This window comes from Flavobacterium acetivorans (genome assembly GCF_020911885.1).
Classification (GTDB): Bacteria; Bacteroidota; Bacteroidia; order Flavobacteriales; family Flavobacteriaceae; genus Flavobacterium; species Flavobacterium acetivorans.
The window spans coordinates 2,875,438-2,896,038 of record NZ_CP087132.1 but is presented as its reverse complement, the minus strand read 5'-3'; the positions used below and the strand labels follow the sequence as shown (position 1 = coordinate 2,896,038).

Annotated in this window: 9 protein-coding genes; 5 read left to right on the top strand and 4 right to left on the bottom strand. The window is 37.5% G+C overall.

Going from position 1 to position 20,601, the window contains the following annotated elements:
• The first annotated feature begins 836 nt into the window (after nt 1-836).
• From LNP19_RS12540 to LNP19_RS12530, 3 genes are all read left to right on the top strand, one after another.
• Complete coding sequence (locus tag LNP19_RS12540) at nt 837-3,875, top strand: SusC/RagA family TonB-linked outer membrane protein (RefSeq protein WP_230062255.1); 3,039 nt, start codon at nt 837-839, stop codon at nt 3,873-3,875.
• Between the two features lie 180 nt (nt 3,876-4,055).
• On the top strand, nt 4,056-5,441 hold the full coding sequence (locus LNP19_RS12535; protein WP_230062254.1) for a RagB/SusD family nutrient uptake outer membrane protein: 1,386 nt from the start codon (nt 4,056-4,058) through the stop codon (nt 5,439-5,441).
• 94 nt (nt 5,442-5,535) lie between these two features.
• Entirely contained in the window at nt 5,536-8,052 is a 2,517-nt protein-coding gene (locus LNP19_RS12530; RefSeq protein WP_230062253.1) for an alpha/beta hydrolase family protein, read from the top strand.
• Between the two features lie 46 nt (nt 8,053-8,098).
• Here LNP19_RS12530 and LNP19_RS12525 read toward each other — a convergent pair whose 3' ends face one another.
• The 4 genes from LNP19_RS12525 to LNP19_RS12510 all read right to left on the bottom strand — a co-directional run bounded on the left by LNP19_RS12525 (nt 8,099) and on the right by LNP19_RS12510 (nt 13,383).
• On the bottom strand, nt 8,099-8,368 hold the full coding sequence (locus LNP19_RS12525) for a DUF6520 family protein (RefSeq protein ID WP_230062252.1): 270 nt from the start codon (nt 8,366-8,368) through the stop codon (nt 8,099-8,101).
• Nucleotides 8,369-8,445: 77 nt separating this feature from the next.
• Nucleotides 8,446-9,981: a DoxX family protein gene (locus LNP19_RS12520; protein WP_230062251.1), complete on the bottom strand. Its 1,536-nt coding sequence runs from the start codon at nt 9,979-9,981 to the stop codon at nt 8,446-8,448.
• A 105-nt stretch (nt 9,982-10,086) separates the two neighbouring features.
• Nucleotides 10,087-11,034: a helix-turn-helix transcriptional regulator gene (locus tag LNP19_RS12515; protein WP_230062250.1), complete on the bottom strand. Its 948-nt coding sequence runs from the start codon at nt 11,032-11,034 to the stop codon at nt 10,087-10,089.
• A gap of 615 nt (nt 11,035-11,649) precedes the next feature.
• Nucleotides 11,650-13,383, bottom strand: a complete 1,734-nt coding sequence (locus LNP19_RS12510) for a tetratricopeptide repeat protein (protein ID WP_230062249.1) — start codon at nt 13,381-13,383, stop codon at nt 11,650-11,652.
• Between the two features lie 203 nt (nt 13,384-13,586).
• Here LNP19_RS12510 and LNP19_RS12505 point away from each other — a divergent pair, with 203 nt between their 5' ends.
• Both LNP19_RS12505 and LNP19_RS12500 read left to right on the top strand, forming a co-directional pair.
• A complete protein-coding gene (locus LNP19_RS12505) occupies nt 13,587-19,574 on the top strand; it encodes a T9SS type B sorting domain-containing protein (RefSeq protein WP_230062248.1) in 5,988 nt (1,995 codons plus the stop codon).
• A 3-nt stretch (nt 19,575-19,577) separates the two neighbouring features.
• On the top strand, nt 19,578-20,498 hold the full coding sequence (locus LNP19_RS12500; RefSeq protein ID WP_230062247.1) for a PorP/SprF family type IX secretion system membrane protein: 921 nt from the start codon (nt 19,578-19,580) through the stop codon (nt 20,496-20,498).
• Nucleotides 20,499-20,601: the final 103 nt, after the last annotated feature.

Genomic DNA, 20,601 nt, shown 5'->3' with positions numbered 1-20,601 from the left:
TAGCTATCGGGACTGATAACCGACAACCAACAACCGATAACTGATAACCGCCTTCTCGATACTATTTTATAAAAAGGCTATCGCTATTTTATAAAATCACTCGAAGTGACGGAAATCAACCGAAAACCGACAACTGATAACCGATAACAGCTAACTAAAAAACTCCTGCACCGCACGATCCTTTGAGCACATGATCTCATTAATTTAATTTGAATTTATTAATGGTGCAGGATGTTTTAGCTAACCACAAAACGAACTCAAAACCCAAAAACGAAAACTGATAACAGAAAACGGACAACCGAGAACCGACAACCGAAAACCTACTAAATAACATGAAATATTACAAACAAATACAAGCCGCATTAATACTAGCTTTTATAACATTGATATGCCTTTGGATTTATGGTTGAACAATATAGAGGCAAGAACTAGGATCCTTAAACCGCCCTTCTATTTTTATCCCAGAAAATCGAAGAATGGATTTAAGCCTTGGCCGAAGGGAGTGACCCCCGAGTCGAGTGCATAGCACGAGCGGCTGGGGTCGCGATAGCAAAAGCCGTTCGAAGATTTTCAGGATAAAAATAGTCAGGCTAGCATTTTTTGGTTCTTTTTTGGGCGATAGGGCCAAGCGTTAAAAAACAGTCCGGTGGACTGTTTTAGCGAAGGAGCCAGACTGCCGCGCGGGCAAAAGAACAAATAACAATTTTTAACTAAAATATACTTCTATGATAGAATAAAAACTTTAAACAACAAAAGCCTCCTGTCCAGTGTTAGCGCATAAGTACAGAAGGCTATGGAAGAACAAAACTAACGTTTCATTAAACTAAACCAATATTATGCAAAATTATTCATTCCACAACACAGCTTCCGCTTTATGTTACCTGATCCTTATCGGGTTCCTACTAAGCAGCAGTCCAGCCCGAGCCAATAAGCTACTGAGGCCACAGCTGTCTGAACGACAGCAAAACCAAATAAGCGGTACCATAACAGATGGTAAAAACCCCTTGCCCGGCGTGACCATCGCCATAAAAAACCGCGTCAATTTTGCCGTCCTGTCCGATTTTGATGGGAAATTCATCCTCGAAGCAAAAGCCAATGACACCTTAGTCGTAAGCTATATCGGTTATAAAACAGCCATAATCCCCATAAACTACCGCAAAAACATCCACATCCAATTGCAGGAAGACATCACCTCCTTGCAGGAAGTCCGCATCAATGCCGGCTACTATTCCGTCAAAGAAAAGGAACGTACCGGAAGTATTGCCCGAATCACGGCCAAAGACATCGAGACCCAACCGGTAACTAATGTGCTGGCAGCTATGCAGGGGAGGATGGCAGGGGTGAGTATTAGCCAAACTACAGGAGCGCCGGGTGGAGGATTTAATGTCCAAATCAGGGGTATCAACAGTCTGCGGGCAGAAGGGAATTCTCCTTTATATATCGTTGATGGTGTACCATACAATTCTCAATCATTAGGCGACAGCCAAACTTCTGGAGCTATATTGGCAGGCACTTTCAGTCCGTTAAACAGCATCAATCCTTCTGATATCGCCAGTATCGAAGTGCTAAAGGATGCCGATGCTACTGCTATTTACGGTTCTAGGGGAGCCAATGGCGTAATATTGATTACCACAAAAAGAGGAATCGGAGGTCAAACAAAGTTAAGCATTCATAGCTATAGCAGTATCGGAAAAGTAACAGCTGGCATGAAAATGATGAATACTGGAGAATATCTTAAAATGCGTAAGGAGGCCTTTGCCAATGATGGTATTACTTCATACCCTGCCAATGCCTATGACATAAATGGAACTTGGGATAAAACCCGTTATACAGACTGGAGAAAGGAACTTATAGGAAATACTGCTTTCTTTAACAATTTGCAGGCAACCTTATCTGGAGGGAGTACTTCAACACAATATTTGATTAGCGGAACATACCATAAGGAGACGACTGTTTTTCCAGGGGATGACCATTACAACAAGGCAATGGTGCACAGTAATTTGACGCACCGTTCCGATGATGAAAAATTCAATGTTAATCTTTCAGTCAGCTATTCAAACAACAAAAATACCATTAAGGCAAGCGACCTTACATCGCAGGTTTACAAATTAGCACCCAATGCTCCTTCGTTATATAAAGATGATGGTAGTCTTAATTGGGAAAATGGCACTTTCCAGAATCCATTAGCCAATTCCTTAAGCCAATACGAGAACAATACCGCTAGCCTCATTGCAAATTCAGTGATAGCATATAAGCTGTTGCCAAGTTTAGAATTCAAAACCAGTCTGGGTTATAATGACAGCCAATTAAAGGAAACCAGAACAACGCCTTCTACGATATATAATCCTATTTATGGAGTTACAAGCGCCAGTGCAACACTCTTGCTCAACAATGGGACACGCAGTTCATGGATTATAGAGCCACAAATTAACTGGACAAACCAATGGTCGGAAAATACATTAAGTATACTATTGGGAAGTACTTTTCAATCAGAAAAAAGTGATCGCTATTCTATCTTAGGAACTGGCTTTGCCAGTAACAGCCTAATCAATAGTCTTGGAGCCGCCACAACGCTAAGAGTTACCAATAATCAAATTTCAGAATACAGATATCAGGCATTTTTTGGAAGGATAAATTATAGTCTAAAGGACAAATACATCATAAACCTGACCGGGAGACGTGATGGTTCCAGCCGTTTTGGTTTAGGAAATCGCTTCGCAGGTTTTGGAGCTGTTGGTGCAGCCTGGTTGTTTTCAAATGAAGATTTTGTTGTTAGACATACTCCTTGGTTGAATTTTGGAAAACTAAGGGGGAGTTACGGAACTACCGGTAGTGATCAGATAGGCGATTATCAGTTTCTGGATACTTATTCGATAAGTAACAACAGCTATAATGGCGTCACTGGATTGCAACCAACACGGCTATTCAATCCCCATTTTGGATGGGAAACCAATAAGAAATTAGAGTTAGCTCTTGAATTGGGACTTCTAAAAGATAGGATATTTTTAACAGCCGCCTGGTACCGTAATCGTTCCTCTAATCAGTTGGTTGGAATTCCATTACCAGCAACAACAGGATTTTCTTTAATGCAGGCCAATCTGGATGCGACCATACAAAACACAGGAATCGAGGGAGATCTTCGGACAGTTAACTTCAAGAATAAAAATTCCTCTTGGTTAACTACTTTCAACCTGAGCATCCCAAAAAACAAACTTCTGGAATTTAAAGGTCTGGAAAAGTCAACTTATGCCAATACCTATGTAATTGGTGAATCGGTTAACATTTTGAAAGGCTTTCATTATTTAGGTATCGACCCTTCTAGCGGTATCTATACATTTAAAGATTATGACAATGATGGACAAATTAGTGCTCCTTCAGACCGCCAATTCATCAATGATGTATCTCAAAAATGGTTCGGTGGCATTGGAAACCTTATCAATTATAAAAGTTGGGAAATGGATTTTCTTTTCCAATTCGTAAAACAGGAGGGGCGAAATTACAAATATGCCATGGGCTTCGCAGGCGTGATGTCAAACATGCCTCTGTATGCCCTTAATCATTGGCCGGCTAACGGTAACAATTCGGAAATACAACTTTATGGTACGGGAGCTAATTCAGCAGCTGTTGATGCCTATTATAGATATATCAGCAGCAATGCCGCTTTTAGTGATGCCTCTTTTGCTCGCTTAAAAAGCATTAGCATCGCCTATAAGATACCTTCAAAACAGATAAAATCTTTTTCAGGAAAAATATACCTACAAGGACAAAATCTGTTGACTATTACCAATTACAAGGGGGCAGATCCGGAAAACCAATCTACTTCATTCCTACCACCGCTCCGACAATATACTATGGGAGTACAACTTGATTTTTAATAAAAACAACCTCATATGAAACCGTCATTATCAAAAAGTTTGCGCAAGCAGTTGAATCAGCATCAAACACCAATTAAAAAAAATAGTGCGAGATCAATACCGATAAGTAAAAAGGCGACCCGAGCTGGCGAACTGACGAAAGATATCATATAGAGCATCTAACAAATAAATTTAAGATTTATGAAAAAGACACAAAATTTAAAGTTTTTATGGATGATAATCATCGGAATAACAGGCTGTGCTTGTGATGATTTTACAGAAGTAAACCTGCCTCAAACACAATTAACCGGAGAAGCGGTTTATCAGGATGAAGTGACAGCAACTGCAGCATTAATGAACATTTATGCCAAAATACGTGAAAACGGATTAATTTCAGGAAATGCGGATGGGCTCAGCCAGCTAATGGGATTGTATTCTGATGAACTTGTTTATTATGGAGCTGCAACTTCTCCGATGGATGGTTTTTTCAATCATACATTGATGCCGTCTAATGACTATATAGCATCCCTTTGGAGAAACGGTTATTCCCAGATTTATGCGACCAATGCTCTTTTGGAAGGACTGTCAAACTCTTCTGGCATTAATAGTATAATAAGGGATAGATTAAGAGGTGAGGCATTATTTATAAGAGCTTTGTTGCATTTCTACCTGACTAATCTATATGGTGACATCCCTTATATTACGACTACTGATTACCTGATTAATTCTCAGGCTTTTCGAATGCCTTCTAAAATCTTGTACGATAAGATTAGGAACGATCTGAAGGAAGCGAAGGAACTTCTTCCTAATCAGTATCTGGGAGCCAATAGGGTTAGAGTCAACAAGGCAACAACACAGGCTCTACTGGCAAGAGTATATTTATATCAGCGGCAATGGGAGATGGCTGAATGGGAAGCAACAGCTGTTTTAAACAATACCGCATTGTATAGCATGGAACGAGATCTTAATATGGTCTTCTTAAAAAATAGTTCCTCTACAATATGGCAGCTGCATTCCGGTATAGCTGGGGCAAATACTATTGAGGCTCGTTATTTTATTTTTACAAGTGGTCCGCCAGCAGTTGTTGCCGTTAGTAAAAATCTGATAAATGCTTTTGAAAATAACGATCTTCGTAAGCAACATTGGCTCAAAAGTGTAACTACTGGCAATAATACATGGCACCATCCCTACAAGTACAAGCAGAATATAAATACTGGCGTTGCACAGGAATACTCCATTATATTCAGGCTGGAAGAGCAGTATCTCATTCGTGCTGAAGCGAGAGCTCATCAAAACAATCTCATCGATGCGCAAAAAGACCTTAACAAAGTGAGGAATCGTGCAGGATTAATCGATAATTCAGCGACCACCCAGCAAGATTTGTTACAGGATATTCTTCAAGAAAGAAGCTTAGAGTTTTTTACCGAAATGGGGCATCGTTGGTTTGATCTTGAAAGAACCAAGCAGGCAGCTAAGGTATTGGCTCCAATAAAACCAGCATGGCAAAATTCAGATAGCTTACTTCCATTACCAGAATCAGAACTGCTGTTAAATACCAATTTGCAACCACAAAATCAGGGATATTAAAATGAGGACAAGTCTATTAAAAATAATACTGGCATCTACTATTATCCTATTTTCATTCCAATTGATGTCTAGCCAGAACATAGTCAAATCAAAATTGACTTCCCAAGACTATGGCAAATGGAGTACAATAACGCAAGAAAATATAGCGCCGAATGGAAAATGGATTTCCTACAAGCTAGTATACGATTTGAAAAAAGACAGCATGTTTGTAAAGAATACAAGCACAATGAAACAATATTGCTTTCCTCAAGCTAATAGTATTGTTTTCAGCGAAAATAATCAATGGTTTATCGTGAATCAAAAGAAAACAGTACTGCTTCAAAACACAAGCACAGATGAACATAAACGAATTGATTCTGTCATAAAAGCTGATTTCATTGTAGATGGAAAATTTCTTGTCTTATTGTTAGATAGTATACAAACACAAGATTTACTTATTCTGGATTTGAAAAATAAAACAGATTACAAAATCCGAAACATAAAAGAAGCGGTAATAAGTCCCGATAAAAAAAACATTGTATACATAACCCATAACAACGCAATACATCTATTCGTCACCAGCAAAGAAAATACTGGTAGAACACTTTTGGAACCGGCTTCTGCAACAAGAAAGAATATCATTTGGAATGATGAAGGTACAGCAATAACTTTGCTTGAAGAGGATCCACTCAATACTGACTATAAAATTTACTTTATAAAGGGAATTCTAGGAAAGGAAGAAATTCATTGTCTGAATCCAATCAACCGGCAGACAAGCACGGGAAGGCAAAAAGTATTGTACAATCCATCTTTTACACCATTGCTAATCGCCCCGGATGATAAAAGAATATTCTTTTATACTGCATCCGATGAAGAAAGTAGGGAACCCAAGCAGGGAGTAGAAGTATGGAACACTGCTAATAAATTAGAGTACCAAAGGGAATTAGTGGAAGGAAAATCCAATAGCAGGCCTAAATTGACCGTCTGGTGGCCTGATTCAGGAAAGACAGCTCAAGTTAATACCAATGAATTCCCTTCTGTCTATCTAACTGCAGATAGAAATAAAGCTATTATTTTCAATCCAAATCAATATGAACCTCAAAATGAAATAGCCGGTCCTGCTGATTTATGGATTACTAATTTAAATTCAGGAAAAAGAAATTTGATTTTAGAAAAACAGTCTCGAAAATTGGAACGACTAGGAATGGCTCCTAACAGCAGATATTTAAACTATTATAGGGATAAAAATTGGTGGATATACGATATGGAGCTTGATAAGCATACTTTGGTAACGGATAAACTCACTGATATAGAGAATACAAATCATTATCCTGGTGAGGATCCGCCCTCATATGGATTTGCAGGTTGGTCACAAGACAGCCAATTCCTGATACTTTATACTCAATATGATATATGGCTGATCACGCCCGATGGTAAAAGACAACAAAGGCTGACCAATGCTAGTGCTGATAAAATACGTTTCAGAGTGTGCACAAATATTGATCGGAACCAGCAGACTTTTAAATCCTATGATTTAATAGGTACAAACTTTGATTTGAAAAATGGTCTAATACTGGAAGCCTTTAATACTGCAAATAAAGCCAGTGGTTATTACAGATGGACAATCAAGGACAAGCTTTCTAAGATGATCTTTAAACATGCTAAACTGAATCGGATCAAAAAAGCATCGCAAAAAGACCAATATATCCTTGTTGAAGAGAAAGCAGACGTACCACCACAAATTATATATTTAGACCATACCCCAGTGCAAAAGATAGTGGCAAAAACCAATAGTCATCAGGATAAATTTGAATGGACAAAAGCTGAATTAATTGCTTACAAAAATAGAGATGGCATAAATCTTCAGGGGGTTCTTCAATATCCTGCTGGATATCAGAACGGAAAAAAATATCCCATGATTGTTTATATTTATGAAGAACTATCCCATCTACTTCATCATTATCATACTCCCACTTTGTACAATACTGATGGATTTAACCCTGCTAATTACACCGCGGACGGCTATTTTGTATTGTATCCTGATATTGTATATAAAGAAGGAAGGCCGGGATATTCTGCTCTAGATTGCGTTGAAGCCGCAGTCAATGAAGTAGTGGACAAAGGCAAGATTGAAGAGAAACACATTGGACTTATAGGACATTCTTTCGGGGGATATGAAAGCTCTTTTATTGCAACACAGTTAAAGTTATTTGCCACCGCCGTAGCTGGTGCCGCTTATACGGATTTAGTTAGCAATTCATTAAGTGTAAATAAGTCAGGCCGCTCTCAAATGTGGCGTTACCAAACACATCAAAAGAGGATGGGGAAATCATTGTATCAAGATTACAAAGGTTTTATTGAAAACTCTCCAATTCGCTATGCACAGGATATAACAATACCGATACTAAGCTGGACGGGGAAGAACGACAATCAGGTAGATCCTCAGCAAACTATGGCATTGCATATGGCTATGAGGAGCTTAAAGAAAAAGCACATAATGCTCCTCTATCCTGAGGAAGGACATGCATTGACAAGACCTTACTTTCAGAAAGACCTAACCGAAAAAATTAAAATCTGGTTTGATTATTATCTAAAAGAAATTCCTTTTCCAATCAACACAGGATTAGATTAAAAAACAATGCTGGATACCAAAAATATCCAGCATTGTAAATTTAGAATCAGAATTTATGGTACAATTCAGAAGGACATGAAGTCCCATTCCAATCATAAAGTTGATTGTCATTGATATCTGTACACATTATTGGTGATTCGATATCAGAACATCCTACCGATGTTGGAGTACAAACAGTACCTACAAGACGATAACCTATCTTATCAGCCAAACTAGAATTGTTTTTGCTGGAAAGGTTGCTTGCAAATGCTCCTGCTACAGCTATTAAAGCCAGAGCAATTGGAAAACCGATTTTTTTGATTTTTGCTTCCATCATTTTATAAATTATAATTAATTAAACGGCTTACTCTTTTCTACAGGTTTTCAGCCTCAACCCTGAAACTACGTAGTATATTATTTTGGATTTATTTTAAAATCATTTGCCTTCGAGGAGTCAAATGCCAGACCATCCAACTTATAAATCGTAATATGGTTTCCTATCAGACAGACAAGCTTATCTCCATAAACCCTAAAGTCCGACAGCTGATCTTTACCTCTGTTAGAAATATAGAAACTAAATGCATACGTTTTTTTTACCAAATCATAAACATCAATTACTGAGGATTTTTTCCAGGTATTTTCGGGTTCAAATTTTCCCATTAAACCCGAATGTACAAAGAGGTATTTCCCAAACGTAGTGGCTTTTTTATTTACCACTAATGGAGGGCTCGAAAATTTACTTGCTTTCTTAGAAGAAACATAACTGATCTTAATTTGAGCCTTACTTATAGTGTCGATTGTATTCCCAGTAAAACCATCTTTTAACTTATCATTGGTAACAATAAATTGATTGCGATAGTAGTAGATGTATATTATTTTTTTAAGTTGCTCATTGTAGAGTAACATCCCATCAGTATCAAAAATTCCATCAATCTGTTTTACCAATAAATCCTTAGATAATTTCACATTTGCAGAGTCTCCTATTGATAGAATTCCCAATATATGCTCATTAGTTTTACTGTCACGAGCTCGGATCACAAATGTTTTCGGGTCAACGGGAATAGCTAATGAGAAAAAAGCTTTTGTAGGGTTTTGAACTGTTTGTGATTCTTCGGCCTTGCCATTAAAAATAACTGGTACAGTGCCATCTACAAAGTAATATTCATTTGAGAAAACATGAATTCTAGGTGAACGAAACGCCAAATTAAGGTTGGAAAGTGCTACTTCATTCTCCCTTATAGTATTTAGTGAGCGATCTAAAACTCTTAAATGAAGAGGCGCTGTAAAATTACCAAGATAAATATGGCTAGAATCTAATCCTGCTATATAATACGAATTAAGCTTTAGATCTGATTGATGTATTAAAGTGGTAGGATGATGTGGAAACCTTCTGATAAAATTATTACGGTGATGAATAATATCTTCTGACCACATAAACAACATTACAACGATGCCAATGCTAAAAAAAAGGGATAATGAAAAAGTATTGGCGAGAGCAGCGGGCGTTGAAATTAGGCGTCCCTCAGGCACACCACGGCGCAGTATCAGGATACCCGCTGCCGCCAATAGTATAAAAGCAATATTAAAAACCAGATGTTGTGTCCAACTCATCTTCTCCAAAATCCCACCACAAGAACAGGGAACAAAAGAACTGAAGTTTAAAATGATAATGATGTAGGCTGTGAACATAACCATCAAGCTAAAAGCGGCTAAGAGTCCTGCAAGACGGTATTTTGGGAAAACCAGCAGTAACGCAATTATAAGTTCTACAATAGGCACTCCCCAAGAAACCCATCCTGCAAACGCACTCAACAAAGGCGATTGCCCCAGCTGCACCTGAAAATTCTCAAAATCCAACAGTTTATTCACTGCCGCATAGGTAAATAGCACAATAAACAAATAGCTTATAATGTCGATGTAGTTTTGTTTTATGTTCGCCTTGATTTTCATTTCCTTAGATTTTATATTGTAAAATTCTATAATATAAAATGCTATTAGTATACAAATCAGTATTTTAACTATACAAAAAGGAAGAGGTCGTAAAAAAAGGCGATTTTAGTCTGATGGGCGGCTTAAATGACTTGGAGCATAACCAAAATGCTTTTTAAATGCCCTGTAAAAGTTGTGGTACAGGGTGAAGCCACACATAAAAGCAATTTCCTTCAGAGGGATCCTGGTTTGCTGAATAAGGAATTGGGATTTTTTAAGCCGCTCCATATTGTAGAAGCTGTAGACGCTTGTATTGTAATATTTTCGAAAGCCCGTCTTGAGCTTGTGTTCTTCAGAGGCCAGGAGGGCTGCCAAATTTTTCAGGCTCGGAAGGGGCTCATCCAAATGGTCTAAAATATAGCTCCGCAGTTTTTGTAGAGCCAGCATTTCGCTGTCATTCTTTATGGTGTGGGCCAGCTGTTCACTGTTGAAATACTCTGGCTCTTCCGGTGAAATGGCTATAGAACTAACCACGATGATATTGCTATGATGCAGTCTTGAAACGATGCAGAAGGAGGGAAGCAGCTGTTGTTCGCGGTTTAGCAGTAACAGCTGTGATCTGGCGTCAAGAACGCGGTCTGATCTCAGTCGCCGCTTTAAATCTTTCCAGCTGGCCATAGATTGAGAGGCAATCAGTTTTTTAAACTTGGTATCAATAAGTTCTTCAGGCTTGTATTTGAAAAGCTGTACTACATATTCATTGAAGCCTTGCAGGACATGGCTCTCGCTCAGAACAAATACCGGATGACAGATATTATCAAATTGATGAAGGGGGGCAAAATGAGCTGTCCTCAAAACCACAGCCTGAATTTTGCCGGCAATCTTATTCAGTTTTTTTTCAATCTTTCCTATTTCATCCCCTTCGCCGCTTTCCACAATCCGAAATACCAGATTACCGGATGCCATTTGAAAAAGCATCTGGTAAATAGCCCTTATCCGCCCTTGTGTTTGTTGACTTTCCATTTGATATAAACTGAGAAATTCATTATTCCATAGCAATACAGTATAGTCCATTGACCGTCAACCGTTGTCAGTCCGCCGTCCACCGTCCACCGAAAACTGACAACTCACAACCCACAACCGACATCTCACGATTCACGATTCACGTCTCACAACACCGATAAAAATACTAAATATAAAGATGTCAAATCATGAGCATAGTTATCCAATCGGGAGTATTACTTATCCAATCGGGAGTATTTTGCTATTATTAACCGTTTTGCACATAATCACCATCAATCGTTGTCAGTCCACCGTCCACCGTCCACCGAAAACTGACAACTGATAACTCACAACCGACATCTCACAGTCATCCTGAGCTTGCCGAAGGACACAACCCAAAACCCACAACTCACAACCCACAACTCACAACCCAAAACCCAAAACCCAAAACCCAAAACCCATAACCCATAACTGATAACCCACAACTCACAGTCATCCTGAGCTTGCCGAAGGACACATCTCACAACCCAAAACCCATCCCGATAACTATCGGGGCCCAAAACCCATAACTGATAACCCAAAACCCATAACTGATAACCCACAACTCACGACTCACATCTCACATCTCACGTAGAAGTAAGTTTCAGGATCAAGAAAAGTTGGGGATTAGGCAACAAGAACTCCAATTTAAGATTGGATCATTTTTTCTGTATTGAAAAGAATAGTAAACTTAGTTCCAAGCTTTTTTTTGAGGCGTTGCTTTGATTTTTTTATAGCATCGGGCGTGACTCCAAGTAAATCTGCAATTTCTTGATTATTAAATTCTAGTTTTTGCAAGAGCAGCATTCTTTTGTTTGAATTGGTAATTTCAGGAAAATCTTCTAGCAAACGATAGTATTCAGGATGCTCTTTTTGAAATTCTCTTCTAAAAGTATTCCAGTTGCTCTCAGTCATCAAGTGTGATTCTAACAAATTGTTTAGTTTTCCGGTTTTCTTTTCTAAACTGGAATCAGAAGAGGACTGTTTGATCTGATCTATTTCGAATTTCAGTTTTTTGATTTGCACATTCTTTTCTTTCAGATAATCCACTTGAGCATTTAAACTTTCATTAGCTTCTGATAGTTTTTGTTCTGTTTTTATTTTATCTAATTCTAGTTCAAGAATATTTTGTTGGTGTTCTAGTTGCTTAGTCTTTAATTCTTTTTTCGTGTTTTGATAAAAGAAAAAGACTAACAAAAGAATTAATATTATTAGTATAGCGTAAATGTTTTTCCTCTCGGATTCGTTTTTAAGCTGATCCTCAGCTTTGTTTAATTTTTGATTGAATTTTGTTTTTTGAACCAACCAATAGGAGTTGTTTATGGCTATGTCACCATCTTTATTTTTCAAAGAATCTTCCAAAACCATCATTCTTCTCAGGAGGACTAATTCGTTATCGGTTTTGTTTTGATGTTGCAGAATTGCCAATTTCAGTTTGATGATTTTCAATTCTGATTTTTTAAAATACGATTTAGAATACGCTATCTTTTCTGCTTTTTCTAGTGTTTCTTTGGCTTTGTGCCAATCTTTGTCGGCCAAATACATTTCAGCCAATAGGATAGAGGCGTACATCGTGTTTTGATTACTTTTTCCCTTTTCAGAAATGCGAATGTCTTTAGAAAGCAAAGCAATAGCTCCTTTGATATTGCCTTTTTGCTGGTTTACGAGTGCCAAATTCCCTATTGCTTTGGCGTAGCGAACCTCGTCTTTAATTTGTGTTGCCAGAAGCGCTGTTCTTTGAAAATAAGACTCCGCTTCTTTCAGATTTCCCACCCGAAAATAATTTAGGCCAATAGCATCTAAAATAGCAGCATATTCAGCCGTCTTTTGTGGTGTATGTTTCTTTGCCAGATTCAAATAATGAAAGGCATTATCATAATCGGCTAGGGTTTGCATTATCCAGCCTATTTTCTTGAAAGATTCTCCAGGTAGAATTAACTGCTCAGGAGCCACTTTTTCTAATCGTTCCATCATTTTTAACAGCAAAGGTGTCATTGTTACATATTCTTTATGATGATACAGATACATTATGTAATTGAGCTGTGTCCAGATTTCAAGAGATTTATTTTTTAATTCGTTTGCTTTTTTTATGGATTGTAAGTAATGAAATTCGCTTTTTGGGTTGGTTTTATTTAAGCAATTACTGTAACCATTAGCAAGAAGGGCATTATAAAGAACGGCTAATTCTTTAGTGCTCTTTAATGGCTTTAGGTATTTTTTTAATGCTAAAGTATCGTTTTCAAAAGACTTTTCCTGAAGCAGCATAGCTTCTATTTTTTTTATCGGATGGACTAAAGAAGGGATTTTTATAGGCGCATTTTGTGTTGTTCCTGCAAGCGAAAAAAAGAATAAAACAAGAAGATATATTTTTCTGGAAAGCATCAATTTTGTTTATGGGAGTTCTCAGTTGTAAGCGGTAAAAATAATAAAAAACAATTCTAAACGTAGATATTTATTAGTTTATCGCTTGTTTTTCTTTTATTTAAGGTAAAAATGTCCCCTATTTGTCCCCCTATATTTTTTTCAAATATAAAAGTGTAGTTCTATTTTTGTCGTTTTATGACCTACTACACCTAATTAACTTTATGAAAAAAATTCTACTATTATTTTTTTATTTATCCTTTTACACTTTATATGCTCAAATTCATATTGGTGCAGTTGGTGGGGCTATTATCAATAATGTTTTCCCCTGTTATGATAGGCAAGGATATAGTTATACACAGCAAATTGTTCTGGCAAGCGAGTATCAGGCAGAGGAGGGAGTAACTGGACCGATTACACAAATTAAATGGAAAATTACTAGCGGAGCTGTAAACGCATCTACTTTTAATAATTGGTCGGTTTACTTGGGGCATACAACCAAAACATCATTTTCTTCCGATTCCGATTTTATTCCTGTAGCTAATCTTACGCAAGTTTATTCTGGAATAGTGACTATTACACAAGATAATCAATGGATAACGATTGATTTACCTACAAGTTTTAATTACAATGCCTCTGAAAATTTGGTCGTAGCTGTTTTACAAAATGTAGTAGGAACCTCAGCCCCCTCTTTTTCATCCTACATGCCCACAACTTTTGGAAGTAGGGGATTATTGGCTTTTGGTTATACAGCAGTTGATATTAACAATTTGGCAGCTAGTTTTAATTATTCTCAGCAAACAATTGCTCAAATTCAGTTTACCGGGACGCTAATAAATTGCCATAGACCTCAAAATGTAATAGTAGCAAATAGCACAAATGGAAATGTAACTTTCAACTGGAGTAACCACCAAAATGCTTTAAACGGCTATTTCTATGAATTACGGACTTCAGGCTTATCTGGGAGCGGCAGTTCTGGTTTAGTAGAATCAGGAAACATTGCTGCTGGACTTGTAAGTAAAACATACAGTGATATTCCTTTAAATACTGAACTAAGCTATTATGTTAAGGCTTTGTGTAGTACTAATGAGGAAAGTAACTGGAGTAAAGTGGTCTTTACAATAGTTCCAGCTCCAACAGCAGCAGCAGCAAATCAAGGTTTTTGTCTCAATTCAAATGCTACGTTAAACAATCTTTCTGTACAGGGGGCAAATATAAAGTGGTATGTTGTCGCAACAGGCGGAAATGCTTTGATAAATACTACTTTTTTGACCGATAATACTACTTATTATGCAAGTCAAACCTTAAACGGAAAAGAAAGTATCGAAAGAGTTCCTGTACTGGTTTCATTAAACACTGTTCCTAATTCACCTGTAATTGCTTCACCTCAAGTATATACCAATATAAATGCAACTTTAGCCACTTTAACAACAACTGCAGCTAATCCTAAATGGTATATCAGTAGTAGTGCTCCTTTTCCTTTATCACCCGGAACAGTCTTAAACAATGGGCAAACGTATTACGTAAGTGAAAACAATGGTGGTTGCGAATCACCACGGACGGCCGTAACCGTTCAGCTAGATTCGAACAGTAATCCGTGTACCAACTGGGGTACCGCTCCTAATCAGGATTATGATTGTGATGGTGTAATTAACAGCGCCGATTTAGACGATGATAATGATGGTATTTTAGATGATGAAGAAAGGGGTGTTTCTAACACAGCTACGACTTTTAATTTATTTGCTCCGCCAACTTTAGATTATACTAATGATTCTTGGTATTTGAATATTTCTGGCGAAGCAAGTACACAAATTTTATTTGATAATACTACTTATACAATACCAGTTAGTGGTGCATTAACCATTAGTGTTCCAAATATTAAACTTCCAACGTTAAATGACAATATAATCCAGACCAATAAAACCATGGAATTGCAGGCTAGCAGCCCGATTACTATTGTACAGGAGGTAAAAGGTAGTGGAGCTTCAAGTGATGCATGGGTTGTTTTACCAGAAAAGTTATGGGGTAATGAGTATCGTATAATTAGCCACCCTGGAGCAATTAGAAATAATTACGCAATGCTTTTCAGTAATATAAACAATAATGAAATTATAATTAAAAACCAACAAGGCATTGTGCAAAAGAGTTTCATATTAAATGCCGGACAAACTTATGTACAGACATCAGGCACTGCCTCTATGACTGGATGGACAATTTCGGCATCTGATAATATAGCCGTTATCGCAGCTAATGCCTGTGCTAATTCTTCTGGTGGATCATGTGACAATATAAATGAAATGCTTTCCCCTCAAAATCTTTTGGGAACAAAACATTACATTCCAAATAATAATTCGAATACTACCTATGTAATGGCTGAAGAACCTAATACAGAGCTAAGAATCGACGGTGTTTTAATTAGTACTTTGGTTAACTCGGGCGATGTTTATAATTTCAACATAGGTGTAAATGATCTTAAAGTACTTGAAACAAATAAAAAGGCTACTGTTTGGCAATTAACACCTAATGATTATGATCCTTCATGGTTAAAAGTATTGGATGTGAACAAAGCAGTTACCAGCTTTAATTTTACTATACCGAGTTCTATGACTTCTTCAAATATTTTATCTTTAATAGTAAATACAGCGAGTACTTCTTTAATACGCATAAATGGAGCAGCGGTTACAGCTTGGGTTCCTTTTCCTTCTGATCCATCAACTTCACTCGCAAAAATAACAAATATAGTAGCTGGGCAATCAATAACGGTTAATTCAACTACAAATCAAGTGCCTATTCTATCTGCATATACTGGTACAGGACCTGCTATATCGAATGCAACATCACCATCAATAGGCAGTTATAATTTAGGAACAGCTAATCCTGTTAATTTATCGGACATTGATACAGACGGAGATGGAGTTTTTGATCATTTTGATTTAGATAGTGATAACGACGGTTGTAGCGATGCCAATGAAGCGTATAATACTAAAACTGCTGAAGGCACTGATGGAAATATGATATATGGTAATGGGAATCCTCCAGCAGTTGATTCAGATGGAAAAGTAATTGGGGCAAATTATTCAGGAACTAATCCAAACGTTAGAAAACCAGGAAGTAGTAGTACTATTACGGCACAACCCGAGGATGCTGTTTCAGATGTATCGGGAAGTGTAAGTTATAATGTAAGTATAACAGCCGGTTCTGGTACAACATTATACCAATGGCAGTATAGTGCTGACCAAGGAAATACTTGGAATGATTTAGTAGACGCATCCATCTATTCAGGCACAACAACGCCAACTTTAGTTTTAAATAATAGTACTTCATCTTATCATGATTACAGCTATCGAGTAGTAATTAATCAGTCTGATTTTATTTGCGGTGAAGTTTTTTCTGATGCAGCTAATTTATGTCTTGTATCTGCATCTCAAGCGCAAATTGTTAATGATAAATGTGCCGCTATCGAAATTTCAGGAAATGTTCCCGAACTAGGTGTGGGAAGCTGGAGTATTGTAAGTGGTACTGGAGGGACAATTTCTGATGTTAATGAGGCAGAAACTTTCTTTAGCGGAAATCCGGGAACTACCTATGTACTAAGATGGACAATAACCAACGGAAGTTGTAGTAATTATAGTGATTTAACAATATCTAATATTCAAACAGCATTAAACAGTGTTCCAACACAGGTAGACCTATTATGTCAAGGTGCAGCAACCGGTTCAGCAAGAGCAACTATTACAGGTGGTGTAGCTCCTTATAGTTTTGTTTGGAACAATGGTATTACTTCAACAACAAACCAAGCGGATAATTTAACCGAAGGAACCTATGAAGTGACTGTAACAGATGATAATGGATGTGTAATTAAACAAGATTTTACAATTATAGTCACGCCCGATATCATAAATCCAACAGTTTTAACTCAAGACATCACTGTTCAGTTAGATGCAACAGGAAACGCAACTATAACCGCTTCTCAAGTTGATAATGGCTCGACAGACAATTGTGCAATTGACACATTAGTTTTAGATACAACCACATTTGATTGTTCGAATATAGGCGCTAATACAGTTATACTTACGGTTACTGATGTCAATGGGAATTCTTCAGATGCAACAGCAACAGTTACTGTAGAAGATACCACAGCGCCTGTTGCCGATTTGGCTATGTTGCCAACTAGTACCGAGCAATGCGAAGTAATAAGTTTGACCACGCCAACCGCTACTGATAATTGTTTAGGAACGATAACAGGAACAACGACTACGACTTTCCCTATTACAGCCTCTACAACAGTGGTGTGGACCTATACTGACGGAATAAACACTTCTACTCAAAACCAAGAAGTAATCATAGCTGATACCACAGCGCCTGTTGCCGATTTGGCTATGTTGCCAACTAGTACCGAGCAATGCGAAGTATTAAGTTTGACCGCGCCAACCGCTACTGATAATTGTCTGGGAACGATAATAGGAACAACGCCTACGACTTTCCCAATTACAGCCTCTACAACAATTGTTTGGACCTATACTGACGGAATAAACACTTCTACTCAAAACCAAGAAGTAATCATAGCTGATACCACAGCGCCTGTTGCCGATTTGGCTATGTTGCCAACTAGTACCGAGCAATGCGAAGTATTAAGTTTGACCGCGCCAACCGCTACTGATAATTGTCTGGGAACGATAATAGGAACAACGACTACGACTTTCCCAATTACAGCCTCTACAACAATTGTTTGGACCTATACTGACGGAATAAACACTTCTACTCAAAACCAAGAAGTAATCATAGCTGATACCACAGCGCCTGTTGCCGATTTGGCTATGTTGCCAACTAGTACCGAGCAATGTGAACTAATAAGTTTGACTGCCCCAACCGCTACTGATAATTGTTTGGGAACGATAATAGGAACAACGACTACAATTTTCCCAATTACAGCCTCTACAACAATTGTTTGGACCTATACTGACGGAATAAACACTTCTACTCAAAACCAAGAAGTAGTAATCGCTGATACCACAGCTCCTGTTGCCGATTTGGCTATGTTGCCAACTAGTACCGAGCAATGCGAAGTAATAAGTTTGACTGCGCCAACCGCTACTGATAATTGTTTGGGAACGATAATAGGAACAACTGTTACAACTTTCCCGATTACAGCCTCTACAACGGTAGTTTGGACATATACCGATGGAACGAATTCAAGTACCCAAAATCAAGAAGTAGTAATAGCTGATACAATGGCTCCTGTTGCCGATTTGGTTGCATTGCCAACTAGTACCGAGCAATGCGAAGTAATAAGTTTGACCGCTCCAACCGCTACTGATAATTGTTTGGGAACGATAATAGGAACAACGACTACGACTTTCCCAATTACAGCCTCTACAACAGTGGTGTGGACCTATACTGACGGAATAAATACCTCTACTCAAAACCAAGAAGTAATCATTGCTGATACCACAGCGCCTGTAATTACTGGTATTGGCAACCAAACAGTATCTTGTGATGCGACAATTCCTGATTACACTACTTTAATTTCGGCAACAGACAATTGCGATGTGCTATTGACAATTACACAAAATCCAGTAGCGGGAAGTGCTTTTGTGGATGAAATAGTGGTAACGGTTGAAGCTAGTGATACTAGTGGAAATAGCGCAAAATATGATTTTGTAGTATCCAAAAATATAGTTTCAGTAGATGCTGGATCCGACGTCTATATAAAAGAAGGAGAAACTGTGCAGCTTAATGCCATAGCATCTGAAGTGGGAAGTTATACCTGGAATGCAGCTGTCGGATTGAGTGATTTGTTTATTCCAAATCCTGTGGTCAGCCCTGTGGGAACAACCACATATACGGTTAGTTTCATGAATGCTGACGGTTGCCTTGCAGAAGATACTATTACCGTATTTGTTGAACCAGATCTAAATGACGATACAAAATATGGTTTTTCCCCAAATGAGGATGGTATAAATGATTTCTGGGAAATTGATACTATAGAAAAATATCCTGATAATGAGGTTTTTATTTACAACCGATGGGGCGATTTGGTTTTTCAAATCAAAAATTATAATAATACTACGAATGTTTTTAGTGGTATTGCCAATCGAAAAAGAACCATGGGAGCCGATGTGCTTCCTGAGGGTACTTACTTTTTTGACATTAAAATAAAAGGTACAAATTATCTTAAAAAGACCAAGGGATTTCTGGTATTAAAACGATAAATAATGATTCATAAATATTTCACACCTACTATTGTAGTTTTGTTTACAATGCAACTCAGTTTAATTTTTGCACAACAAACACCAGTATTTGCTAATTATAGTTATAATACTGTGGTTATTAATCCAGCACATGCGGGTTATTATCAAGATGCTGATCTTACTTTTATAAATTCTGGTTTTTTTAATGCTGTTGAAGGAAGTCCCAAAAACATTGGGTTAACGGTTAATGCGCCACTGCGCTCCAAGCATTTGGGATTAGCGGCTGGAGTTTCATCCGATGAAATAGGAGTTACAACTGCTACTAGTTTTTTTGCCGCTTACTCTTATAAGATTTTTTTTGATTCAGAGTACGGCCAAGGACGCTGGTGGGCTTATGATCCTAATATCATATCCTTTGGTATAAGTGCTGGAGGAACATTTTATAATGAAGATCTATTGAGTTTGGGTATCGAAAATGATCCTGAATTTCAACGCAATATTAATGCTTTTGTTCCTACTATTGGAGTTGGACTTTTGTATAATAAAGATCGTATTTATGCCGGTATTTCTGCTCCAAACATATTAGGAAATTCATTATCATCAGAAACAAATATTAATTTTAAAAATCCTATTTATAGTTATTTCGGCTATCGTTTTTTTACGAATCAATTTGAAGAAGTGTTGATTAATCCAAGTATGTTAGTTAAATATGTTTCTGGGGCGCCACTTCAGGTTGATCTTAATTTGATGGTCAATTATTTAAATATGGTAGAATTTGGAGCAGGATATCGTACTAGTGAAACGGTTAATTTATTGGCAGGATTTCATTTAGGTACTAATTTTAAGCTATTATATAATTACAGTTATGCCCTAAAAGAATATAATAATATCAATACTCATGGTATTATACTTAATTATCGTTTTGGTAAAGGATATGAAAGATAGCTTTTCGTTGATCCTTAAAAAGTGAAGTGGTATTTAGGACTTTCAAAAAAGAAAAATTACCGGATGCCATTTGAAAAAGCATCTGGTAAATAGCCCTTATCCG